Origin of the sequence: Burkholderia sp. Ac-20392 (assembly GCF_017104585.1) — a bacterium.
Lineage (GTDB): Bacteria > Pseudomonadota > Gammaproteobacteria > Burkholderiales > Burkholderiaceae > Burkholderia > Burkholderia lata.
This window is the reverse complement of sequence record NZ_JAAGPB010000033.1, coordinates 11,765-32,399: the sequence shown is the minus strand read 5'-3', so window position 1 is coordinate 32,399 and position 20,635 is coordinate 11,765. Positions and strand designations below refer to the sequence as shown.

General features: G+C 64.4%; 19 protein-coding genes. 11 read left to right on the top strand and 8 right to left on the bottom strand.

Annotated features, from left to right (window positions below):
* The first annotated feature begins 35 nt into the window (after positions 1-35).
* The 3 genes from G3N99_RS07270 (at position 36) to G3N99_RS07260 (ending at position 2,693) form a co-directional block, all read left to right on the top strand.
* Complete coding sequence (locus G3N99_RS07270; protein WP_166955754.1) at positions 36-821, top strand: 3-hydroxybutyrate dehydrogenase; 786 nt, start codon at positions 36-38, stop codon at positions 819-821.
* A 129-nt stretch (positions 822-950) separates the two neighbouring features.
* Positions 951-2,168: a patatin-like phospholipase family protein gene (locus G3N99_RS07265; RefSeq protein ID WP_174940438.1), complete on the top strand. Its 1,218-nt coding sequence runs from the start codon at positions 951-953 to the stop codon at positions 2,166-2,168.
* Positions 2,169-2,228: 60 nt separating this feature from the next.
* Positions 2,229-2,693 carry a hypothetical protein gene (locus tag G3N99_RS07260; RefSeq protein WP_206122032.1) on the top strand — a complete coding sequence of 155 codons (465 nt, stop codon included), beginning with the start codon at positions 2,229-2,231 and terminating at the stop codon, positions 2,691-2,693.
* A gap of 70 nt (positions 2,694-2,763) precedes the next feature.
* Here G3N99_RS07260 and G3N99_RS07255 read toward each other — a convergent pair whose 3' ends face one another.
* Positions 2,764-3,648, bottom strand: coding sequence for a LysR family transcriptional regulator (locus G3N99_RS07255; RefSeq protein WP_174940442.1), 885 nt, complete (start codon positions 3,646-3,648; stop codon positions 2,764-2,766).
* A gap of 120 nt (positions 3,649-3,768) precedes the next feature.
* Here G3N99_RS07255 and argC point away from each other — a divergent pair, with 120 nt between their 5' ends.
* Entirely contained in the window at positions 3,769-4,716 is a 948-nt protein-coding gene (argC, locus tag G3N99_RS07250) for an N-acetyl-gamma-glutamyl-phosphate reductase (RefSeq protein WP_206122031.1), read from the top strand.
* A gap of 161 nt (positions 4,717-4,877) precedes the next feature.
* Here argC and G3N99_RS07245 read toward each other — a convergent pair whose 3' ends face one another.
* Positions 4,878-5,801, bottom strand: coding sequence for a LysR substrate-binding domain-containing protein (locus tag G3N99_RS07245; RefSeq protein ID WP_174940446.1), 924 nt, complete (start codon positions 5,799-5,801; stop codon positions 4,878-4,880).
* Positions 5,802-5,918: 117 nt separating this feature from the next.
* On the opposite strand from G3N99_RS07245, the gene G3N99_RS07240 reads away from it, so the two are divergent.
* Complete coding sequence (locus G3N99_RS07240) at positions 5,919-7,004, top strand: tartrate dehydrogenase (protein ID WP_174940448.1); 1,086 nt, start codon at positions 5,919-5,921, stop codon at positions 7,002-7,004.
* A gap of 502 nt (positions 7,005-7,506) precedes the next feature.
* Here G3N99_RS07240 and G3N99_RS07235 read toward each other — a convergent pair.
* Positions 7,507-7,986: a nuclear transport factor 2 family protein gene (locus G3N99_RS07235; RefSeq protein ID WP_039344601.1), complete on the bottom strand. Its 480-nt coding sequence runs from the start codon at positions 7,984-7,986 to the stop codon at positions 7,507-7,509.
* Positions 7,987-8,049: 63 nt separating this feature from the next.
* The gene (locus tag G3N99_RS07230) at positions 8,050-8,655 is read right to left on the bottom strand and encodes a TetR/AcrR family transcriptional regulator (RefSeq protein ID WP_206122030.1); all 606 of its coding nucleotides are present in this window, start codon (positions 8,653-8,655) and stop codon (positions 8,050-8,052) included.
* Between the two features lie 182 nt (positions 8,656-8,837).
* On the opposite strand from G3N99_RS07230, the gene G3N99_RS07225 reads away from it, so the two are divergent.
* Together G3N99_RS07225 and G3N99_RS07220 are read left to right on the top strand one after the other, a co-directional pair.
* On the top strand, positions 8,838-9,476 hold the full coding sequence (locus G3N99_RS07225; RefSeq protein WP_174940452.1) for a GNAT family N-acetyltransferase: 639 nt from the start codon (positions 8,838-8,840) through the stop codon (positions 9,474-9,476).
* Complete coding sequence (locus G3N99_RS07220) at positions 9,473-9,889, top strand: hypothetical protein (protein WP_206122029.1); 417 nt, start codon at positions 9,473-9,475, stop codon at positions 9,887-9,889. The genes G3N99_RS07225 and G3N99_RS07220 overlap by 4 nt, the downstream gene beginning before the upstream one ends.
* A gap of 406 nt (positions 9,890-10,295) precedes the next feature.
* Here the strand turns inward: G3N99_RS07220 and tdh are convergent, their stop codons facing one another.
* Together tdh and G3N99_RS07210 are read right to left on the bottom strand one after the other, a co-directional pair.
* A complete protein-coding gene (gene tdh / locus G3N99_RS07215; protein WP_011356765.1) occupies positions 10,296-11,324 on the bottom strand; it encodes an L-threonine 3-dehydrogenase in 1,029 nt (342 codons plus the stop codon).
* A gap of 13 nt (positions 11,325-11,337) precedes the next feature.
* Positions 11,338-12,537 (bottom strand): glycine C-acetyltransferase, encoded by a 1,200-nt coding sequence (locus G3N99_RS07210; protein WP_174942103.1) that lies wholly within the window; start codon positions 12,535-12,537, stop codon positions 11,338-11,340.
* A gap of 161 nt (positions 12,538-12,698) precedes the next feature.
* Between G3N99_RS07210 and G3N99_RS07205 the strand changes: the two genes are divergently transcribed.
* From G3N99_RS07205 to G3N99_RS07195, 3 genes are all read left to right on the top strand, one after another.
* A complete protein-coding gene (locus G3N99_RS07205; protein ID WP_011356767.1) occupies positions 12,699-13,310 on the top strand; it encodes an XRE family transcriptional regulator in 612 nt (203 codons plus the stop codon).
* 140 nt (positions 13,311-13,450) lie between these two features.
* Positions 13,451-13,831, top strand: coding sequence for a DUF2471 family protein (locus tag G3N99_RS07200; protein WP_174940458.1), 381 nt, complete (start codon positions 13,451-13,453; stop codon positions 13,829-13,831).
* Between the two features lie 103 nt (positions 13,832-13,934).
* Positions 13,935-14,954, top strand: a complete 1,020-nt coding sequence (locus tag G3N99_RS07195) for a tyrosine-type recombinase/integrase (protein ID WP_174942098.1) — start codon at positions 13,935-13,937, stop codon at positions 14,952-14,954.
* A gap of 136 nt (positions 14,955-15,090) precedes the next feature.
* Here the strand turns inward: G3N99_RS07195 and G3N99_RS07190 are convergent, their stop codons facing one another.
* Positions 15,091-16,272, bottom strand: a complete 1,182-nt coding sequence (locus G3N99_RS07190; RefSeq protein WP_206122028.1) for a DNA-binding protein — start codon at positions 16,270-16,272, stop codon at positions 15,091-15,093.
* 1,821 nt (positions 16,273-18,093) lie between these two features.
* Between G3N99_RS07190 and G3N99_RS07185 the strand changes: the two genes are divergently transcribed.
* On the top strand, positions 18,094-19,461 hold the full coding sequence (locus G3N99_RS07185) for a replication initiation protein (protein WP_011353619.1): 1,368 nt from the start codon (positions 18,094-18,096) through the stop codon (positions 19,459-19,461).
* Positions 19,462-19,551: 90 nt separating this feature from the next.
* Here the strand turns inward: G3N99_RS07185 and G3N99_RS07180 are convergent, their stop codons facing one another.
* A complete protein-coding gene (locus G3N99_RS07180) occupies positions 19,552-20,613 on the bottom strand; it encodes a ParB/RepB/Spo0J family partition protein (protein ID WP_174940462.1) in 1,062 nt (353 codons plus the stop codon).
* Between the last annotated feature and the right edge of the window lie 22 nt (positions 20,614-20,635).

The window sequence follows — 20,635 nt, the reverse complement described above, 5'->3', positions numbered from 1 at the left end:
CTCCCTGTCAATCCTTTCACCACGGGAATTCGAACATGAGTAACCTGAATGGCAAGACCGCAGTCGTCACGGGCGCCGCGAGCGGCATCGGCAAGGAAATCGCACTCGAGCTCGCGAAGGCGGGCGCGGCCGTCGCGATCGCCGACCTGAACCAGGACGGCGCGAACGCCGTTGCCGACGAGATCGTCAAGGCGGGCGGCAAGGCGATCGGCGTCGCGATGGACGTGACGAACGAGGAAGCCGTGAACAGCGGTATCGACAAGGTGGCCGAGACGTTCGGCTCGGTCGACATCCTCGTGTCGAACGCGGGCATCCAGATCGTCAACCCGATCGAGAACTACTCGTTCTCCGACTGGAAGAAGATGCAGGCGATCCACGTCGACGGCGCGTTCCTGACGACCAAGGCCGCGCTCAAGCACATGTACAAGGACGATCGCGGCGGTGTCGTGATCTACATGGGCTCGGTGCACTCGCACGAAGCGTCGCCGCTGAAGTCGGCGTACGTGACGGCCAAGCACGGCCTGCTCGGTCTGGCGCGCGTGCTGGCGAAGGAAGGCGCGAAGCACAACGTGCGCTCGCACGTCGTGTGTCCGGGCTTCGTGCGTACGCCGCTGGTCGACAAGCAGATTCCGGAGCAGGCGAAGGAACTCGGCATCAGCGAAGACGAAGTGGTGAAGAAGGTGATGCTCGGCAATACGGTCGACGGCGTGTTCACGACCGTCCAGGACGTCGCGCAGACGGTGCTGTTCCTGTCGGCCTTCCCGAGCGCCGCGCTCACGGGCCAGTCGTTCATCGTCAGCCACGGCTGGTTCATGCAATAACGTCCCCGCCTCCCTGAAGGGAGGCGATTCCCGCATCACCGCCTATTCTCACTACTCACGATGGCGTGCCGTCCGTCGACGTCGCGCCATCCGTCTCCGCCATGAATGGCGGGATCTCTCGGAGAACTGATGAAACCGCACGCCCGAACAGAAAAACAGGCCGTCGATGCGGCGGACCTGCATCACGAGGTCGGCGCACCGGCCGCCGCGCGCACGCTACCGTACGAGACGATCGCGCTCGTGCTGCAAGGCGGCGGCGCGCTCGGCGCGTACCAGGCCGGCGTGTTCGAAGGGCTGCACGAGGCGGGCATTCCGCTCGACTGGATCGCGGGCATCTCGATCGGCGCGCTCAACACCGCGCTGATCGCAGGCAATGCGCCCGAGCATCGCGTCGAGCGGCTGCGCGAGTTCTGGGAAACGATCTGCAAGCCGGCGTTCTTCCCGACGGTTCCGGCCGCATTCGAATTCGCGCTGTTCAACAGCATCGACCAGATCCGTACGTTCTTCACCGCGTCGCAAGCGGCGAGCGCGATGATGCAGGGCCAGCAGGGATTCTTCGTACCGCGCTTTCCGCCGCCGGTGCCGGGCGTGTCCGATCATCCGGAGAAGATCAGCTGGTACGACACGTCGCAACTGCGCGCGACGCTGCTGAAGCTGTGCGATTTCGACCGGATCAACTCGGGCGAGACGCGCGTATCGGTCGGTGCGGTCAACGTCGGCACCGGCAACTTCGTGTACTTCGACAACACGCGCACCCGCCTCGCGCCCGAGCACTTCATGGCGTCCGGCGCGCTGCCGCCCGCGTTCCCGCCGGTCGAGATCGAAGGCGAGTACTACTGGGACGGCGGCGTCGTGTCGAATACGCCGCTGATGGAAGTGCTGCGCGCCCGGCCGCGCCGCGACACGCTCGCGTTCCAGGTCGATCTGTGGAGCGCGCGCGGGCCGCTGCCGCGCTCGATGGCCGACGTCGCCGAGCGCACGAAGGACGTGCAGTATTCGAGCCGCACGCGTTTCGTCACCGACACGCTGCAGCGCGAACAACGCTACCGCAATGTGCTGCGCCACGTGCTCGACCAGGTGCCGGAAGAGCAGCGCAAGGCGGATCCGTGGTGTGTCGAAGCCGATGCGATGTCGTGCAGCAAGAAGTACAACATCCAGCACCTGATCTACCAGCAGAAGGCGTACGAGCATCACTACAAGGACTATCAGTTCGGTCTGTCGACGATGCGTGACCACTGGTCCGCGGGTCTCGACGACATCCGCAAGACGCTCGCGGTCAAGGACGGCCTCGCGCTGCCCAACAACGACTCGGGCTTCGTGACGCACGACATCCACCGCAAACGGTAATGCCGTGCGCGACGGATCGGCGCGACGCATGCGCCGGTCCGTCCTCTTCTCCGATCAGACATGCCGATTTTCATCGCACTCTTCGCGCTCATCGCTCTCGGATGGGGCGCGGTTCACCTGTTTCACGTCATCGCCGCGCAGTTCGGCCAGCCGGTCGCGATCGCGGCCGCCGTGCTCGCCGCCGCGATCCTGATCGCGCTGATCGCGTGGTGGATCAAGCGCCGCCGCGACATCGCACCGAATACGAAGGAAGAAGGCTGGACCCACATCGTGCATCGCGCATGGGGCGAGCTGCGTGTGTCGGCAACGCAGGGGCTGCTGTGGCTGACGCACGACGGCGCGGACGGCCGCTATACGCTGTCGCAACTCGACGGCTGTCAGGCCGCGCCGATCGGCGGCCGCTGGCATCTCGTCGTGCACGTGCGCGATGCCGTGCGCAGCGAGTGGAAGCTGCCGATGATGGACAAGCGCGACGCGCAGCGCTGGGCACGCGTGCTGACGCTCGCGAAGGACAACCGGCTCTGAAACGGCGCGCGGCGGATGCACCTGTGTGCCCGGCACGAACCGCCGCGCCGGCTGTCCCGCATTCCACGCGCTAGCGGGCCTTCAGCGCCCACAACGCATCGAGCACGTGCTGCGTCGCCCGCTCGACCGGCCCCGCCCGATGCGCGATACCCAGTTCCCGCCACAACGCCGGGCGCAACGCCCGCATGACGATGCGTGCATCGGGTAGCGGGGCACCGGCTTCATGCGGCAGCAGCGTCGCGCCGTAACCCGCCGCGACCAGGCTCTTGATCGCATCGTTGTAGTTGAGTTCGATCCGCGGTTCCGGCCGGTGGCCGCCGAGCGCGAACCACTCCGTCGTGAGCCGCGACAGGCGCGTAGTCGCATCGTTGAGTATCAGCGGGCGGGCGGCCAGATAGCCGGGCGTGACGCGCGCCGGGAGCGGCCAGTCCGCCGGCAGAAACGCCATCACCGGGTCGCGCCGCCACGCGCGGATCGACAACCCCGCGACCGCCGTCTGCGGCAGCGCCACCAGTCCGATATCGAGCGTGCCCTGCGCAATGCGCGCCAGCGTGTCGTGCGACGTGAGCACCGCGATCTGGACATCGATGTCCGGATGCTGCTCGCGCAACCGGGCCACCGCCTGCGGCAACAGGTGCGCGATCGCGCCGGTCGATGCGCCGAGGCGTACGCGCCCGGCCAGCCCCTGCACCTGCCGCTGCACATCGTCCAGCGTGGATTCGACCTCGGCCAGCAGGCGCCGCGCGCGTTCCACCAGCACTTCTCCGATAGGCGACGGCCGCACGTTTCCGCGCGTGCGGGACAGCAACGGCGCGCCGATGCGGCTTTCCAGTTCGGCGATGTGAAGACTGACGGTCGGCGGCGCGAGATGAAGCCATTGCGCCGCCGCGACGAAAGACCCGTGGTCGGCGATGGCGACCAGCGTGCGCAGGCGGTCCAGGCTGATTTCGCGCATTCCCTACCTCTCGTTCAAGAAAACTGAATCTGGCAGTCAGTAAATTCAACTTTTCCTATTCTAGGTGTTCGGCGGACGATACGGTTTTCCCGACGACCGAACCGAAGGAACGCGACCCTCATGAGCCAGCCCACTGTCTACATCGACGGCGATCAAGGCACGACCGGATTGCTGATCCACGAACGCCTGCGCGGACGTACCGACCTGCAGCTCGTCACGCTGCCGGATGACGAGCGCAAGGATCCCGTGCGGCGCGCCGAAGCGATCAACGCAACCGATATCGCGATCCTGTGCCTGCCCGATGCGGCCGCGCGCGAAGCGGTCGGCTTCATCCGGAATCCGGCGGTACGCGTGATCGATGCAAGTTCGGCCCATCGCACGCAGCCGGATTGGGTCTACGGCTTTCCCGAAATGGCGAACGGCCACGCGCAGACGATTGCGCAAGCGCGGCGCGTCACCAATCCGGGCTGCTACCCGACCGGCGCGATCGCGCTGCTGCGGCCCCTGCAACAGGCCGGCCTGCTGCCGCGCGACTACCCGGTGAGCATCCATGCCGTCTCCGGGTACTCGGGCGGCGGACGGGCTGCCGTCGACGCATTCGAGTCGGGCGACGCTGCGCAAGCGAAACCGCTGCAGGTCTATGGCCTCGCACTCGCGCACAAGCATGTGCCCGAGATCCAGCAGCATGCCGGTCTGACGAATCGCCCGATGTTCGTGCCGGCCTACGGTGCCTATCGGCAAGGCATCGTGCTCACCGTGCCGATCGAGTTGCGCCTGCTCCCTGCCGGCGTGACCGGTGAGCAGTTGCATGCGTGTCTTGCGCACCATTACGCCGCCGCGCGTCACGTCGACGTCACGCCGCTCGCGGATACGCAAGCGATCACGCATCTGGATCCGCAAGCGCTGAACGGCACCAATGACCTGCGGCTCGGCATATTCGTCAACGCCGAGCACGGCCAGGTGCTGCTGTCTGCCGTGTTCGACAATCTCGGCAAAGGGGCATCCGGCGCAGCGGTGCAGAATCTCGACCTGATGCTCGGCGCGGCAGACGTGGCGAAAGCGGCATAAGCCTCGTGCGAGCACCATCCGTCGGCCGGCCCTGCACATTGCGGCCGCCAATGCGTCGGTGCAAGGTGGACGCGACCGGCTCGCGACGCGATCGCGAGCCGGAAACGGGTGCCTGCCGACGTTCCGCACAGCCCCCCGTAAAAGCTCACCTTTAGCCGGTTTCAGGCCGTTTCGTCACCCGCTGCGGTGTTCAAGCCGGCCAGCGTCTCCACCAGAAAATCCACACAGACGCGCACTTTCGCCGACGCCGCGACGCGCTCCGGATACACGGCCCAGATGTTCGCGGGCTGGATTGCGTCCGGCAACACGCGACACAGTGCGCCGCGTTCGATCAGCGGCGCGGCTTCCCAAATCGAGCGCAACACGATTCCGCGCCCGGCCAGTGCCCACTGCACCGCCACTTCGCCATGGTTCGTCGACAGCGCGCCGCCGACCTTCACCGTTGCCGTTTCGCCGCGCACGTTCAGCCGCCACACGCCGAACGGGTGATCGCGCTCCTTGATCGCAAGACAGTCGTGCGACGCGAGATCCGCGAGCGAACGCGGCGTGCCGCGCCGTGCGAGATAGTCGGGCGATGCACACAGCACGCGGTAGTTCGCGGCGAGGCGGCGCGCGATCAGGTGATCGGCGATCTCGTCGCCGATGCGCACGTCGAGATCGTAGCCTTCGCCCGCGACATCGACGAGCCGGTCGAACAGATCGAGCCGCACATTCAGCTGTGGATAACGCGCGGTGAAGTCGAGCAGCGCCGGCGCGACGATGTGCCGACCGAAGCCGAAGCTGCTCGAGATGCGCAGCGTGCCGCGCGGCACCGTGCGCGTGGTCGATACGTCCTCGACGAGATGATCGACGTCGTCGAGGATCTTCTCGGCGCGCGCGTACACGCGTTCGCCGGCTTCCGTGACCGTTACGCGGCGCGTCGAGCGATGCAGCAAGCGCGTGCCGAGCTGCGCCTCGAGCAACGCGATGCGCTTGCTGACATAGGCGGGCGACACCGCGAGCTGCTCGGCGGCCGCGCTGAAGCTGGTCAGGCGGACGACCAGGCTGAACACGCGCAGGTCGTCGAGATTCGGCGATTTATTCACGATTCGTGGAAAGTCGATTAACCTTTCGCGCGATTTTAATCCGGATGGAAATAAATAGAATGGCGTGACGTGCCGCTGCCTCTCACCGCGGCCGGCCTACCCGCCAAGGAGCTTTGCATGACCGACAGGACTTACAAGATTGCCGTGATCCCCGGCGACGGCATCGGCCGTGAAGTGATGCCCGAGGGCCTGCGCGCACTCGATGCCGTGACCGCGCGCTTCGGCGTCCGCTTCGACTTCGTCCAGATCGACTGGGCAAGCTGTGACTACTACGCGCAGCACGGCAAGATGATGCCGGACGACTGGAAGGCGCAGTTGTCGGGCATGGACGCGATCCTGTTCGGCGCGGTCGGCTGGCCGGCGACGGTGCCCGATCACATTTCGCTGTGGGGTTCGCTGCTGAAATTCCGCCGCGAATTCGACCAGTACATCAACTTGCGGCCCGCACGCCTGTTCGACGGCGTGCCGTCGCCGCTCGCCGGCCGGCGCGCGGGCGACATCGACTTCATGATCGTGCGCGAGAACACCGAGGGCGAATATTCGTCAGTCGGCGGCACGATGTTCGAAGGCACCGATCGCGAGATCGTGATGCAGCAGTCGATCTTCACGCGTCACGGCACCGAGCGCGTGCTGAAATTCGCGTTCGACCTCGCGCAGCGACGCGCGAAGCGCCTCACCGTCGCGACGAAGAGCAACGGCATCGCGATCAGCATGCCGTGGTGGGACGCGCGCACGGCCGAGATGGCCGAACGCTATCCCGACATCGCCGTCGACAAGCAGCACATCGACATCCTGTGTGCGCGCTTCGTGCTGCAGCCGGACCGTTTCGACGTCGTCGTCGCGTCCAACCTGTTCGGCGACATCCTGTCGGATCTCGGGCCGGCCTGTACGGGCACGATCGGCATCGCGCCGTCGGCGAACCTGAACCCCGACCGCAAGTTTCCGTCGCTGTTCGAACCCGTGCACGGCTCCGCGCCCGACATCGCGGGGCAGTACATCGCGAATCCGGTCGCGATGATCTGGTCGGCAGCCTTGATGCTCGACTTCCTCGGCAACGGCGCGGGCCGCGAACGCGAAGCGCACGATGCGATCGTCGCGGCGATCGAGGACGTGCTGCGCACGGGGCCGCATACGCGCGATCTCGGCGGCAACGCGGGGACGCAGGAAGTGGGTGAGGCGATCGCCGCGCGAATCGCAGGCTGACGATCACGCCCGGCGCGTTCGCACGCGCCGGGTAGTGGGGGCACGAATCCGCGTGCGGTGAGCGGTGAGCGACACGCAATGCGTTTGCGCACTTGTCTGAATTCTTATGCGTGCCTCGTGAAGTCGGGCGGTGAGCAACGTCGCATCGCAACGCGCACGGCTCCTGCTATCCGTCGTCGACGTCGACCCGATCGGTGAGTTGCACATCACGCGCGCGCACACCGATCGTCAATCCACTCTCGGCCCTGTGCGATCGGTGAGATGCATCACGCGGTGAAGCACACCGTTGCATGCCCGCCCGGGCAGGCATCACTCAATGCCGACGTGTGCGGCTTGTCCACTGTGCCCGGCACGATGCCGCGTCGAACGGCTCACAGCACATAGTCCGACGCGACATTTCACCTCGTCCCGAAAAACCTCACCTTCGACGCAGCGACTCCCGAATTTCCTCACCGTTGAAGCCCGGTGATGCGTTCGTCGATCCGTCGAGTCGACGCGCGCGTCACAGCCCGAGGTCGGACAGCCCCGGATGATCGTCCGGACGACGGCCGAGCGGCCAGTGATAGAGACGATCCTGCTCGCGAATCGGCAGGTCGTTGATGCTCGCGTGACGATGCGCCATCAACCCGTTTTCGTCGAACTCCCAGTTTTCGTTGCCGTACGAACGGAACCAGTTGCCGGCGTCGTCGTGCCATTCGTAGGCGAAGCGCACCGCGATGCGATTGCCGTCGAACGCCCACAGCTCCTTGATCAGCCGGTAGTCGAGCTCGCGCGCCCACTTGCGCTGCAGCAGCCCGACGATCTCGTCGCGGCCGGTCACGAATTCCGCACGGTTGCGCCATCGGCTTTGCGGCGTATAGGCAAGCGACACGCGCTGCGGGTCGCGCGTGTTCCACCCGTCCTCGGCGGCGCGCACCTTCTGGCGTGCCGTTTCGAGCGTGAAGGGCGGAACGGGCGGACGGACTTCGGGGGAAGCGGACATGGGTTGCTCCTGTTCAGGTTGTGGCCGCGGACCACCGCGGCCGGTTCGGATTCGCTGCGTCGACTACCGCGATACCGCGTCGAGCAGCAGTTCGGCCGTCGCGCGCGCATCGCGCGCGGCGTTTGCATCGCCGCTGACGAGCGCCACACCGATTGCGCCGTCGATCAGCACGAGCCACTGGCGCGCCAGGCGTGCGAGCCCGCGGCGTTCGATGCCGGCTTCGTCGGCATACGCATCGAACCGCTCGCGTACGAATGCCAGCAGGCGTGCCTTGTGCTCACGCGCGACGACGCGCACGGGGTCATCCGCGTCGGGAATCTCACCCGATGCGTTCAGGAACGCGCAGCCGTGAAAATCGGGCTGCCCGAACCAGTCACGCAGCACGTCGAACATGCCGAGCAACTGCACGCGCGGCGCCTTGCCGCGCGCCAGCGTTGCATCGACGAACCAGCGCATCCAGCGCTCGTCGCGACGTTGGAGCGCGGCCACGACCAGCGCCTCTTTCGATTCGAAATGCGAATAAAAGCTCTTGCGGGCCGCGCCGGATCGCTTGACGATCGCATCGACGCCGGTTGCGTGGATGCCGCCCGAATAGATCAGCGCTTCGGCTGCATCGAGCAGCCGGTCGCGCACGCCCGGTTCGCCGGAAGGGTCGTGAGGTGTGTTCATGGGTTTACGGTAGAACGATCGTTCTCCACCGTCAACACCCGCGTGAAAAAGCCCTGTCGGCGAGAGGGCTGAATCGCGGCCTGGCCGCGCGACGCAGCCCGCCGCGTTTACGACATTTTTTCTTGAAGCGGACGCGCGACGCTCACTACACTTCGGTCACCCTGTCTGGGCGAAAGGACATCATGCAGCGACCGGAATCCGCGCGCCCCGCGCGCGCCTATGCGGCTTATGCGAAGCGGCTCGACGGCCGCGTCGTCGTGCGGCGCTTTGACCCGCGCAACGATTCGTACGACACGTTGACCGCGCTGCTGCATCGCGCGTTCGCGCCGCTCGGCGCATTGGGCTTCAACTGCCCGGGCGTCGATCAGCCGGCCTCGGCGACACGCGAACGCGTGCTCACCGGCGAGTGCTTCGTCGCGCTCGGCAATGCACACCTGGTCGCGACGATGACGATGCGTTCGCACGATCCCGATTCCCGCTGCGACCCGTACCGCAGCCGGCACGTGGCGACACTCGGCCAACTGGCCGTCGATCCCGTCTGGCAGGATCGCGGCATCGGCCGTTCGCTGCTCGCGTTCGCGCAACGGCGGGCCGCCGCGCGCGGTGCGACGCACCTCGCACTCGACGCACCGTATGCGGCGATCCGGCTCATCGATTTCTATCGCCGTGAAGGATTTCAACCGGTCGACGTGATGCGCTTTCCGGGACACAACTACGACAGCACGATCCTGTGCAAATCCGTCAGCGTCGCGAGCGGTCGTATCGTTGCCGGCGATACGACGCAGTTCGACGTCATTCGGCAAGTCGGTGCCGCTTCATGAAGCACGATATGCCGAAGCGCGATGGCGGCGACGATCACACCCGGCTCGACGTCCGGCAGGCACGCGTGCGCGCGGCGCGGCGACTGCGCGGTGTGTTGAAACTGACGATTCTCACGATTGCGGTCGCCCAAGCGCTGGCGTTCGCGTTCGAAGGCCTGTTGATGATGGCCGGCTTCGCGCCGGACGCCGCGACGGTGCTGCTGTTCCGCTTCGTCACGTGCGCGCTCGTCAGCTTCTGGCTGCAGGCGGATGCGTTGCGCGCGTATCAATACGCGGCTCAACACGGATTCGTCACCGTGCCCGGCGCGCACGGCGATCCGGCCGACATCGCGCCGCAATGCCCGAAGCGCTGGCTCGTCGTGTTGAGTCTTCAGCTCGATCCGCGAGGGTTGAATGGTGAACGGATCAAGTAGCGGCCTGCGCACCAGTCGACGCCCGATTGATGTCGATGCGTGTCGATCACTTCGTGCACAAGTGAGTCGCAACGACGCGTGAAGGCTCACGGTTGATGCCACGGTTCGGCACGGCATCGCACGGCGTGCGTCGCGAACGATCACGCGGCAAGCCAAGAGGGAAGTGCCCGGAAGAGGGAGAGCAGGTGCCGAACGGCTTGATGGCGCGAAGCGAGGCGATTCGCCGACAGGTGAAGTGACCGTGCGTTTGCAGGTCACCGATGTGCGATCGTGTCGCGATTCGGGACGCAAACACAGCTCCCGAATAATCTCACCTTGAGCCCGGATTCGCGTGCTTCGACTTGAAAACGCAGACGTAAAACAAAAAGGGGCGGGCGGCAAACATGCCGCGCCGCCCCTTCGGCACTCAGGCCGTCCAGTCGAGAATCACCTTGCCGCTTTCACCAGACAGCATCGCGGCGAAGCCCTTCTCGTAATCGTCGGCCGCAAAGCGATGCGTGATGATCGGCGACAGGTCGAGGCCGCTCTGCAGCATCGCGACCATCTTGTACCAGGTCTCGAACATCTCGCGGCCGTAGATGCCCTTGATCTCGAGCCCCTTGAAGATCACCTGGTTCCAGTCGATCGCCGTCTGCGCGGGCGGAATGCCGAGCAGCGCGACCTTGCCGCCGTGGTTCATCGCCTCGAGCATGCTCGTGAACGCGCTCGGCACGCCCGACATTTCGAGGCCGACGTCGAAGCCTTCGGTCATGTGCAGGTCGGACATCACGTCGCGCAGCGACTCGCGCGCGACGTTGACCGCGCGCGTCGCGCCCATCTTGCGCGCGAGTTCGAGCCGGTAGTCGTTGATGTCGGTGATGACGACGTTGCGCGCGCCGACGTGTTTCGCGATCGCGACGGCCATGATGCCGATCGGGCCCGCGCCGGTGATCAGCACGTCTTCGCCGACGAGATTGAACGACAGCGCCGTGTGCGTCGCGTTGCCGAACGGATCGAAGATCGATGCGAGATCGTCGGAGATCTCCGGCGGAATCTTGAACGCGTTGAACGCAGGAATCGCCAGATACTCGGCGAACGCGCCTTCGCGGTTCACGCCGACGCCGACCGTGTTGCGGCACAGATGCCGCCGCCCCGCGCGACAGTTGCGGCAAAAACCGCACGTGATGTGGCCTTCGCCGGACACGCGATCGCCGATCGCGAAGCCACGCACTTCCTGCCCCATCTCGACGATCTCGCCGACATACTCGTGACCGACGTGCATCGGCACGGGAATCGTCTTCTGCGCCCAGTCGTCCCACTTCCAGATATGGATGTCGGTGCCGCAGATCGCCGTGCGGCGAATCTTGATCAGCACGTCGTTGTGGCCGACTTCAGGACGCTTCACGCGCGTGAGCGTGAGGCCGGGGCCGCGTTCGAGCTTTGCCAGTGCTTTCATGATCGCGCCTCCGTCAGATGATGCCGAGCGACTTGCCGACGCGCACGAACGCGGCGACCGTCTGGTCGATCTGCTCGGGCGTATGCGCGGCGCTCATCTGCGTACGGATGCGCGCGCGACCGCGCGGCACGACGGGGAACGAGAAGCCGATCACGTAGACACCTTCGTCGAGCAGCTTGTCGGCCATGTTCGTCGCGAGCTGCGCGTCGCCGAGCATCACCGGGATGATCGGATGCGCACCCGGCACGAGCGTGAAGCCGGCTTCGGTCATCTGCTTGCGGAACCGCGCGCCGTTTTCGCGCACGCGCTCGCGCAGCTTTGCGCCTTCGTCGCTGCCGAGCAGTTCCAGCACCTTCAACGATGCCGCGGCGATGCTCGGCGTGAGCGTGTTCGAGAACAGATACGGGCGCGAGCGTTGGCGCAGCAGTTCGATGACCTCGCGACGCGCGGCGACATAGCCGCCCGATGCGCCGCCGAGCGCCTTGCCGAGCGTGCCCGTGATGATGTCCACGCGGCCTTCGACGCCGCAGTGCTCGGGCGTGCCGCGACCGTGCGTGCCGATGAAGCCGACCGCGTGCGAATCGTCGACCATCACGATCGCGCCGTAACGATCGGCGAGATCGCAGATGCCTTTGAGGTCGGCGATGATGCCGTCCATCGAGAATACGCCGTCGGTCGCGATCAGCTTGTGGCGCGCGCCCGCTGCGTCGGCTTCCTTGAGCTTCGCCTCGAGGTCGGACAGGTCGTTGTTCTTGTAGCGGAAGCGCTTCGCCTTGCAGAGGCGAACGCCGTCGATGATGCTCGCGTGGTTCAGTTCGTCGCTGATCACCGCGTCGTTCTCGTCGAGCAGCGTCTCGAACAGCCCGCCGTTCGCGTCGAAGCAGCTCGAATAGAGGATGCTGTCCTCCGTGCCGAGAAACGCGGCCAGCGCGCTTTCCAGTTGCTTGTGCACGGTTTGCGTGCCGCAGATGAAGCGCACCGATGCCATGCCGAAGCCGTCCTGGTCGAGGCCGGCCTTCGCCGCGTCGATCAGGCGCGAATCGTTCGCCAGACCCAGATAGTTGTTCGCGCAGAAATTGAGCACGCCGGCACCACCGGCGAGCCGCACGTCCGCCGCCTGGGGACTCGCGATCTCGCGCTCGGTCTTGTAAAAACCGTCCGCGCGGATCTGGTCCAGCGTCCCGCGCACCTGGGCGAGAAAGGCATCACGCATCGCAAAGCTCCTGACAGGGTTTCGCATTCCGCAACGCGCCACTCGTGGCGGCGGCGCAACGGCCTGCTACTGTTATAGTCGGTCGTTCGGTTGACCGCATTTATCCGATATTCCGAACTAGAATTCGAAATATCGAACAACTCTAAGCGAACGGAATCCAAATGGCAAGTTCCTCCGGTTCGCGGCGCACGCCCGCCAGCGCCGCACCGCAACCGCCGGCCGCAACGCCGCCGCGTGTCGGCGAGCAGATCCAGCGGCTGCGCAACGAACGCAAGCTGACGCTCGACGACCTGTCGCGCGCGGCCGGCGTATCGAAATCGATGCTCTCCGAGATCGAACGCGACAAGGCCAACCCGACGATCGCCGTTGCGTGGCGGCTGACGAACGCGCTCGGCATCACGCTCGACGAGCTGTTCTCGCAGCCGAAGGCAGCCGAGACCATCCGTGTGGACGGCCCGCATGACATCCCGACGCTCGCCGGCCATGACGGCCGTTACCAGTTGCGCGTGTGGGGCCCGATCGACCTCGCCGGCAAGTTCGAGTGGTACGAGCTGACGCTGCCGGGCGGCGGCGCACTGATATCGAACGCCCACGAACCCGGCACGCGGGAGCACCTCACCGTGCTGCAGGGCGCGATGGAAATCGAAGCCGCGGCAGCCAGCCGGCGCCTGAAGGTGGGCGACACCGCGCGCTATCCGGCCGACGAGCCGCACGCAATCCGCAATCCCGGCAAGGCCGAGGCGCGGGCACTGCTCATCGTGATACATCGCTGACGGCGCGAATAGCTGGCCAAAGGGCCAATTGCAGGCCAGTTGCGGAAAACACTGTATGTTTGTACAGTATACGGACATTCCGCCATGCATGGGCCGGAGCCGGCGCACCGAGGCGCCCGCCCGGTCGACAGGAGCCTGCAATGACAGAAGAACAAGATTTGGCCGCTCTCAGCTTCAAGGCTGCCGCGCACGACCTCGAGCTGATCGTCCGGCATATCGCCGGGCGTTACATCCACCAGCGCGTCCCGCTGACGTGGCGCCTGCTGCACGCCATCGAGGCCGAGGCACTCGCCGATCTCGGCTTTGCCAGCCGGCACGAGGCTGGCATGCGTCAATTGTTCGAACGGCAGTTGGACATGACGTTTCCTGAAACGGACGATCCGATCGACTTCGGGCGCTCGAATGCGCTGCCCGCTGTTTTTTCGTTCGCGGTTCTCGCGTACGAAGCGGCGGCAACGTCGTCGCACGACGCGGCACCCCACGAGCGTGCTCACCGTCCGGCCAAGGCATGGGGCGACTGATTGCCCGCCATGGGCCGCCGCGCGTGGCGACCTCATCAAACCTCTTGCAGCCCGAGACGTTGCGGAAAGGGCTACCATATACGCAACTAACGGAATAAATCACATGTCTCTTCCCGCCTCCCCCGATACCCCGGCACACCCGGAAGAAACAGATCTGTTCGACCGTGGCGCATCCGACTGGATCCTCTCGCCCGAAGCGGCATTCGATGCATGGCTCGCCATGCAGGACTATCGCCGCTCGTCGGCAGACGTCTACCGTGCGCAATGGGGCGCGTTTCTCACATGGATGCGCGCACACCAGAAGAATCTGGCAACGGTCGATACCGCAACCATCGCGAATTTCGTCGGCGAGCTGCCGATCCGGAAAACGCAGCGAATGCGTTATTTGCGGCTGATCGAGCGCGTGCTCGACCACATCCGTCGCACCGAATATGCATCGACCAACCCGGCCCGGTTCATTGCTCAGGATGGCGAAGCGAACTGGCGCAAGGCGCGCGACAACGAACCGACCGGTTTCCTCACGCCGGCCGAGCGCGCGACATTGCTCGCGTACCTGTTTTCGCCGATCGGCGTATCCGGTTCAGCGTACTGGAAAGAGCGGCGCGACCGCGCGCTCGTCGCCGCGTTTCTCGGTGCCGGCATCAAAACCGGCGAAGCTCGCGCACTCACGATTAGTTGCATCAATACGAGTGGAACGTCGCTGCAGATCGAGTCGACGCATCCGGATTTCGCCCGCGAAACCCACCTCGCCTCGTTTGCGATCGCCCTGCTGGAAGCCTGGCTCACCGAGCGCAAGCGCCAGGACATTCCGGGGGAACTCGTGTTCCCGGCATCCCATGCAGGGAGGCCGATGCACAAGGCGACGATGCTGCGCGCGATCGACGCGATCGTCGAATCCGCCGGGCTCACGTCGTCGCGCACCGCGCGCGCGAGTCCGCAAACGCTGCGCAATACCTATGCGGCTGAACTGTTCGAACACGACGTGCCGCCCGAACGGGTCGGCAGATGGCTGGGCTTCATGCGGCCGATCTCGTCGAACCGCCTGCATCGCGCATGGAAGAACTGGCGTGACGGTTTGGCCGACAGCAACGGTGACGCGTCCGACGGCGACGAAACTCACTGATCACTCATTGGCTGCTCACGCGAAGCGATCCGTGAGCAGCCTTGTGCGGCGCAGCCTCACCGTTTCACAGCTCCCGAAAAACCTCACCTCAAGCTCCCCGGATCGTCTCACCTGTGCTGTACAGCCGATCCTGGCGTCACGTGTGCGCAAAGCGCGCGACGGCTTCGAATCGGGACGGCCATGCGCCCGACGCGTGCTCGCACTCGGGGCAGGCCACTTCGAAACCCTCTTCGCTATGTGACAGTTCCGGCTCACCGTCGCAATGCGGACAATGGGCCGGCACCGGAATCTCCTGATCCAGCGAGGTGCCGATCGCGGCAAACGCCTCCGCATCCAGTTGCCCCGCATCGGCCAGGCGGCGGATCAGCGCGGCGACTTCCGGATTCATGCCGCGGCTCGCGCGCAACGAACTCACATCGCGCGTCGCACGTTCCAGTTCGTCGCCCTGGCTGCGCAACTGTTCTTCGAGCCGGTCGGCACGCGCCTTGGCCGAACTCAGTTGCTGCAGGAAATCGAATTCCTTGCGCTGTACGTCGCGCAAACCGCTCTGATAGGTCGACGCCATGCTGCGCAACGAGTCCAGCTCGACCAGCATCGGTTTGACGCGGCGTTCGGCTTCGGCCACCGCGTCCTTGATTTGCTGCGCGTAGTGCTCGGTGCGCTGCTGCAGTTCGGCCTGTAGCGCATCGATGCGGTCGCGCAGCGTCGCATTGTGCGTCTGCTCGGCTTCGACGCGGCCGGCGGCCGCGGCCAGTTCCTTCTCCAGTCGGGCGACTGTGGTGAGCAACGTCGCCTCGCTTGCCGAACCGTGCGTCGTTTGCGACGCGAGCTGGACTTCGAGTTCGGTCACGCGAGCCTGCAACTGCTCATTTTTCGCTTCACCACGTGCGAGCGCGCCTTCGAGAGTCTCCTGGCGGACAGTTGCGTCGCGCAGCCGCTGTTCGGCGTCGGCAACGCCGGCGCGAACCTGCTCGCGATCGCCATCCAGACTGTCCCGCGCGGCTTTCAACGCTTCTTCATAGAGTGCGCCGAGCAATGCCCCAGCCTTTTCCTCCACAGCTTTCGGAATTGCCGCACCGTCGAGCCTGATCTTGGAGGCGGAACGGATGCGCTCCCAGAAATGGTCGATGTCTTTCGGGATATCGCTGGCGCTGCCGGTCTGGGTGAGATCGCGAACGTTGGCAGCCGACGGCCGGATGCCGAGATCAAAGAACAACCGCTTGCACGCGTGCAGCGACAATTCCTGCCGTCGTGCACCGTTCGCGCGCAGCGATTCCAGTTCGTCCCGAATGGTGTGACGTATTTCGTCCAGGGTCATCGCTGTGCTCACAGACATTGAAGTGTGGCAATCATAACGAAATACGTATTCAACGATACATGTTTCGGCTCGACGTTGTGAATTTACGTCGATTTGCACAGAAATCGGGTCTGTGAGCCAATCCGGACCACTGTGGTCCAGGATTCCGTGAAACAAAGCGAAGAAAGCCAGCCAAGTCCTTGTCTCACAAGCATTTTCCTGCAGACCCCGAATTTCGGCATTTGTTTCACATGACAGCGGATCCGATTGCCTGTGGGTGTTCAGGGGTTGGGGTGTCTGTGGAAAACTCGTCAGCCCTTGTCTTGAGAGTATTAGAAGTAAACACCCTTGAACCCTTAGTTAAAAACGTTAACGCCACGGCACAGCCTTATGCTGCAAGGCTTTCCGGCCGACAAGGTGAAGTTTTACGGGAGCCAAGGTGATCTTCTGCGGGAGCTGACGTGATTGGGTTCAGGGAGCTGCGTGAGCCGTTGCGGGAAAGGTCGTGAGCGGATTCGGGATCACAGTGAAACACGAGATTTCCTAAAGGTGAGGCTTTTCGGGGCCTCACAGCCACAGAACCCGCACTGTGCCTGACTGCACAGTTTTCTGCCTGTGCAGACATAGGTGAGAATTTGCAGGACCTTCTTTGCGCCCCGTTTCTGCCCATCTTTTAGGCAGTTTTTCTGAAAGGTGAGGTTTCACGGGACTCCAGGGGAGTTTGGTGTGAGGATTTCCGGGAAACGAACGTCATTTTGCACAGCAAAAGCACCCGTGGGGGCCTGTGAAGCCCTAAAGGTGAGGTTTTTCGGGAGGGAAATCCGGGTTTTCCTGCCTGGATCCCATTGAGGTGAGATTTTTCGGGGCCCGGATCACAGACTGTGATTCCTGCGACAGGTGAGGCTTTTCGGGAATGGAATTTGCCCGAAAAATGGTCACAGGTGAGTCTTTTCGGGACCTGTGAGCAGCCGAATTCGCCGAAAAGCCCGCCAGGACTGGAAGAAATCTCGTTTTTGCTGTGCCACTTTTTGGTACAGGTGAGATTTTTCGGGGGCTGACATGAGGTTGTCGTATGAAGGATTTCCGTCGAAAGGTGAGGCTTTTCGGGGTATGTCCGCGACGCACAGCCAAATGCCTTCTGTGCATAAGTATCGGAAGGCATTGAGATTTTTGATACCAAGACAGTTACGGTGAGATTTTTCGGGAGCTATTCCCGTGCAGGTGGAGGCACAGCGATTTTTCGGTAAGGTGAGCGTTTTCGGGAGGCTTGGGTTGCGAATCCCGCGCGTGTCGGGCATTCGTCGATATCCGGACGAATGAACACACTGTGCTCGAGGTGAGTATTTTCGGGACCCGATACGGTTTGTGCACTGTACAATGCGCGCCCGGGCCGACAAAGCAGGCCCAATCGGGTCGCGCGGACCGGTTTCGCGGGCGTCTTTCGGGATACCGGACCCGATCCCGATCTCCCGGTGAGTCACGCCTGTACATGCATACAGGCCGATGCGGGGCGATCGGGAGGCGCGGCGACGTGGGATCGCAACCCTGTGCCGAACGCACAGCCGCGCAGTCGTAAAATTACGACAAATCGAAAGGTGAGCCGATACGGGAGCACATTTCGCACGTGTCGTGCACAGGTGAAATTCTGTGAATCGGCGCATCCCGCAGCACGTCTGGACGAATCCGGAACGCTGCAAATCTGGAGCGGTGAGGGTTTTCGGGAGCGTCTGGGGTGAGTGCCGTTTTGCACGCGCGCTTCACCCGCTATGGTGAGCATGTCGTTCTGGACGCACTTCACCGCAGGCGCTATCCTTCCGGAAAACTTCTCCTCCGACCCGACGTATGGCCACGACGAAGCGCGCCAAGAAAACCGATGTGGATGTGGTGAGTGCCAGTTCAGCCGAATTGCGTAAGGCCGTCGAGGCGATCGCAATTCAGCCGAAGAGCGGCAAGATCACGCTCCTCACTCGCAAGCTGTTCAATGTCCTGCTGGCCGTGGCGCAGCAGGCCGACGATTCGGGCGATACGTATCGCGCGCTGTTGTCGGACATCGTTGCCAACTCCGCCTTCGATTCGAACGACACCGCACTGGTGAAGGAACACCTGCGCCGCATGGTGTCGGTGCAGGTCGAATGGAGCACGGGGACGTCGAGCCAGAAGCCGGGCCGCAAGTGGGGGATCTCGACGCTGATCGCCGACGCGGAAATTCTCGAGGATCCGGCGACCCGCCGCGTGTGGGTCGAATTCTCGTTCGCGCCGAAGATCAAGAAGAAGCTGCTCGACCCGGTCCAGTATGCGCGCCTGAGCCTGCAGTTCCAGAGCCAGCTGCGCAGCAGCGCCGGTCTCGCGCTGTACGAAATCTGCGTGCGTTACCTGACGAACCCGAGCCACCTGACGATGCGCGAGCCGTGGGAGTGGTGGCGGCCGATCCTGTCGGGCACGCCCGATACGGAAGCCGGCGACGAGGCAAAGCGCGAGTACAAGTACTTCAAGCGCGACTATCTGCGTCCCGCGATCGCGGAAGTCAACGCGGTCACCAACATCTTCGTCGAGCTGATCGAGCACCGTGAAGGGCGCCGGGTCGCGGAGATCCAGTTCCGCGTGACCGAACGCAAGCAGCCGATGCTCGCGCTCGACGAACACCCGAACGTGTTCGACAGCACGCTGGTCGACCGGATGGTGAAGCTCGGGATCCCGCTGAAGGAAGCGCAGACGCTCTACGCGGACAGCGAGGAGAACCGCATTCGTGCCGCACTGCAGATGACCGAGCAGCGGATGCGCAGCACGACGCTGCCGCCGGTGCGCAGCGCGCCGGCGTTGTTCAAGGATGCGTTGAAGAAGGGTTATGCGCCGCCGGTCGAGTCGGTCGACGCGCTGCCTGCCGGCACGCCGTCCCCGAAGATTGCAGCGGCCCAGCCGGACGATCTGAAGGCACGCCTGCTGAGCGAGTTCGCAGCGTTCCGCCGCAAGGAAGCAAAGGTGCTGTACGAAGAGCAGGGCGACGCGGAGCGCGAAGTGGCGCGCGAGTCGTTCGAATCGGAGGCACTGCCGACGATGGGTACGCACCTGCGCGATGACTGGCGCAAGCGCGGCCTCGATTCCAAGCTGGCCGAGACGGCCTTTTTCGACTGGCTGGCCCAGAGGACCTGGGGCGAGCCGACGGACGGCGACCTGCTGTCGTTCACGCTGAACCAGTCGCGGGCCGCTTGAGGCCCGCTCAGGCCCGCTGACGGGCCGCCGCCGGCCCCGCCCTCGGTTGGCGGGCCCGGCGTCCTCACCAGGCCCTGCCGGCCGTTTCCATCACTCCGACAACAGCATCCGCTCGAGCTGCTCGAGGATCGCGTCGCGCTTGTCCTTCGGGAGGCCGCGCAGGCGCAATTCGATGCGATCTTCGCCATACGACTTCAGGTCGCCGACCGACTTGCCGCCGAGCTTGATCTCGAGTCGCTGCGCATAGCGCTGACGGCCTGCGGCCTTCGGCGTTTCCTGCGCCGCGACGCGGCCCTTGACGATGTCCGACACCTGGCGCGTGCTGAGGTCGTCCGACACGATCTTGTTGATCAGTCGCAGCGTGGCTTCGGTGCCGCGTGCATTGTGATAGCGGCCGACCTGATACGCCATGTTCGAACCGAAGCGATCAGTGCGCGCGACCATTTCCTGCATGATCGCTTCCGGCAGCTTGCCGATCGACAGCGCGACGGCCACCGTCGATTCGTCGAGGCCGAGGTGCTCGGAGAGCTCCTTCTGACTCTGGAAATGCTTGTCGTCGAGGAAGCGGCGCCACACGACGGCGTTGTCGAACACCGTCTGCGAATCGCGCTGGACGTTGAGGTCGTAGCCGAGCTTGTAGCTCTGGATACCGATCGGCACGTCGATCACGATCGCCTTGACCGATTCCTTGTTCGCTTCCTTCAGTGCGCGCACGCGGCGGCCGCCGTCGCTGACGAAATACGTGCCCGGGTTCTCGTAGTCCGGAATCACGTGGATCGCCTGCTGCTGCCCTTGCTTCGCGAGGTTGACCGCGAGTTCGGCAATCGACGATTTCAGATAGAAGTGCCGCGGATTGAACGGGCTATGCTTGATCGCCTTCAGCGACAGCTCGATTACCTGCCCCGGCGCATAGCGGTTCTCGAGACGCCACGCGCGATATTGCGCCGATTCATCGATCGACGGATCGAGCGTGAGCTCGGGAGCGGGCGGCGGTGCGATGTCCTTCTTCGCGGATTTGGTCGGCGCCGGGGTGGGCGTCTCGGACTTGACGATGCCGTCGATCGCATTGAGTCGATCGAGCGCCGTGCGCTTCTCGCTCGTCGTGATATCCGGGCGCGCTTGGAATCCTTTGGCAAATTGGGAGGGTTTCATGTGACTCCTTTGTGCGCATAAA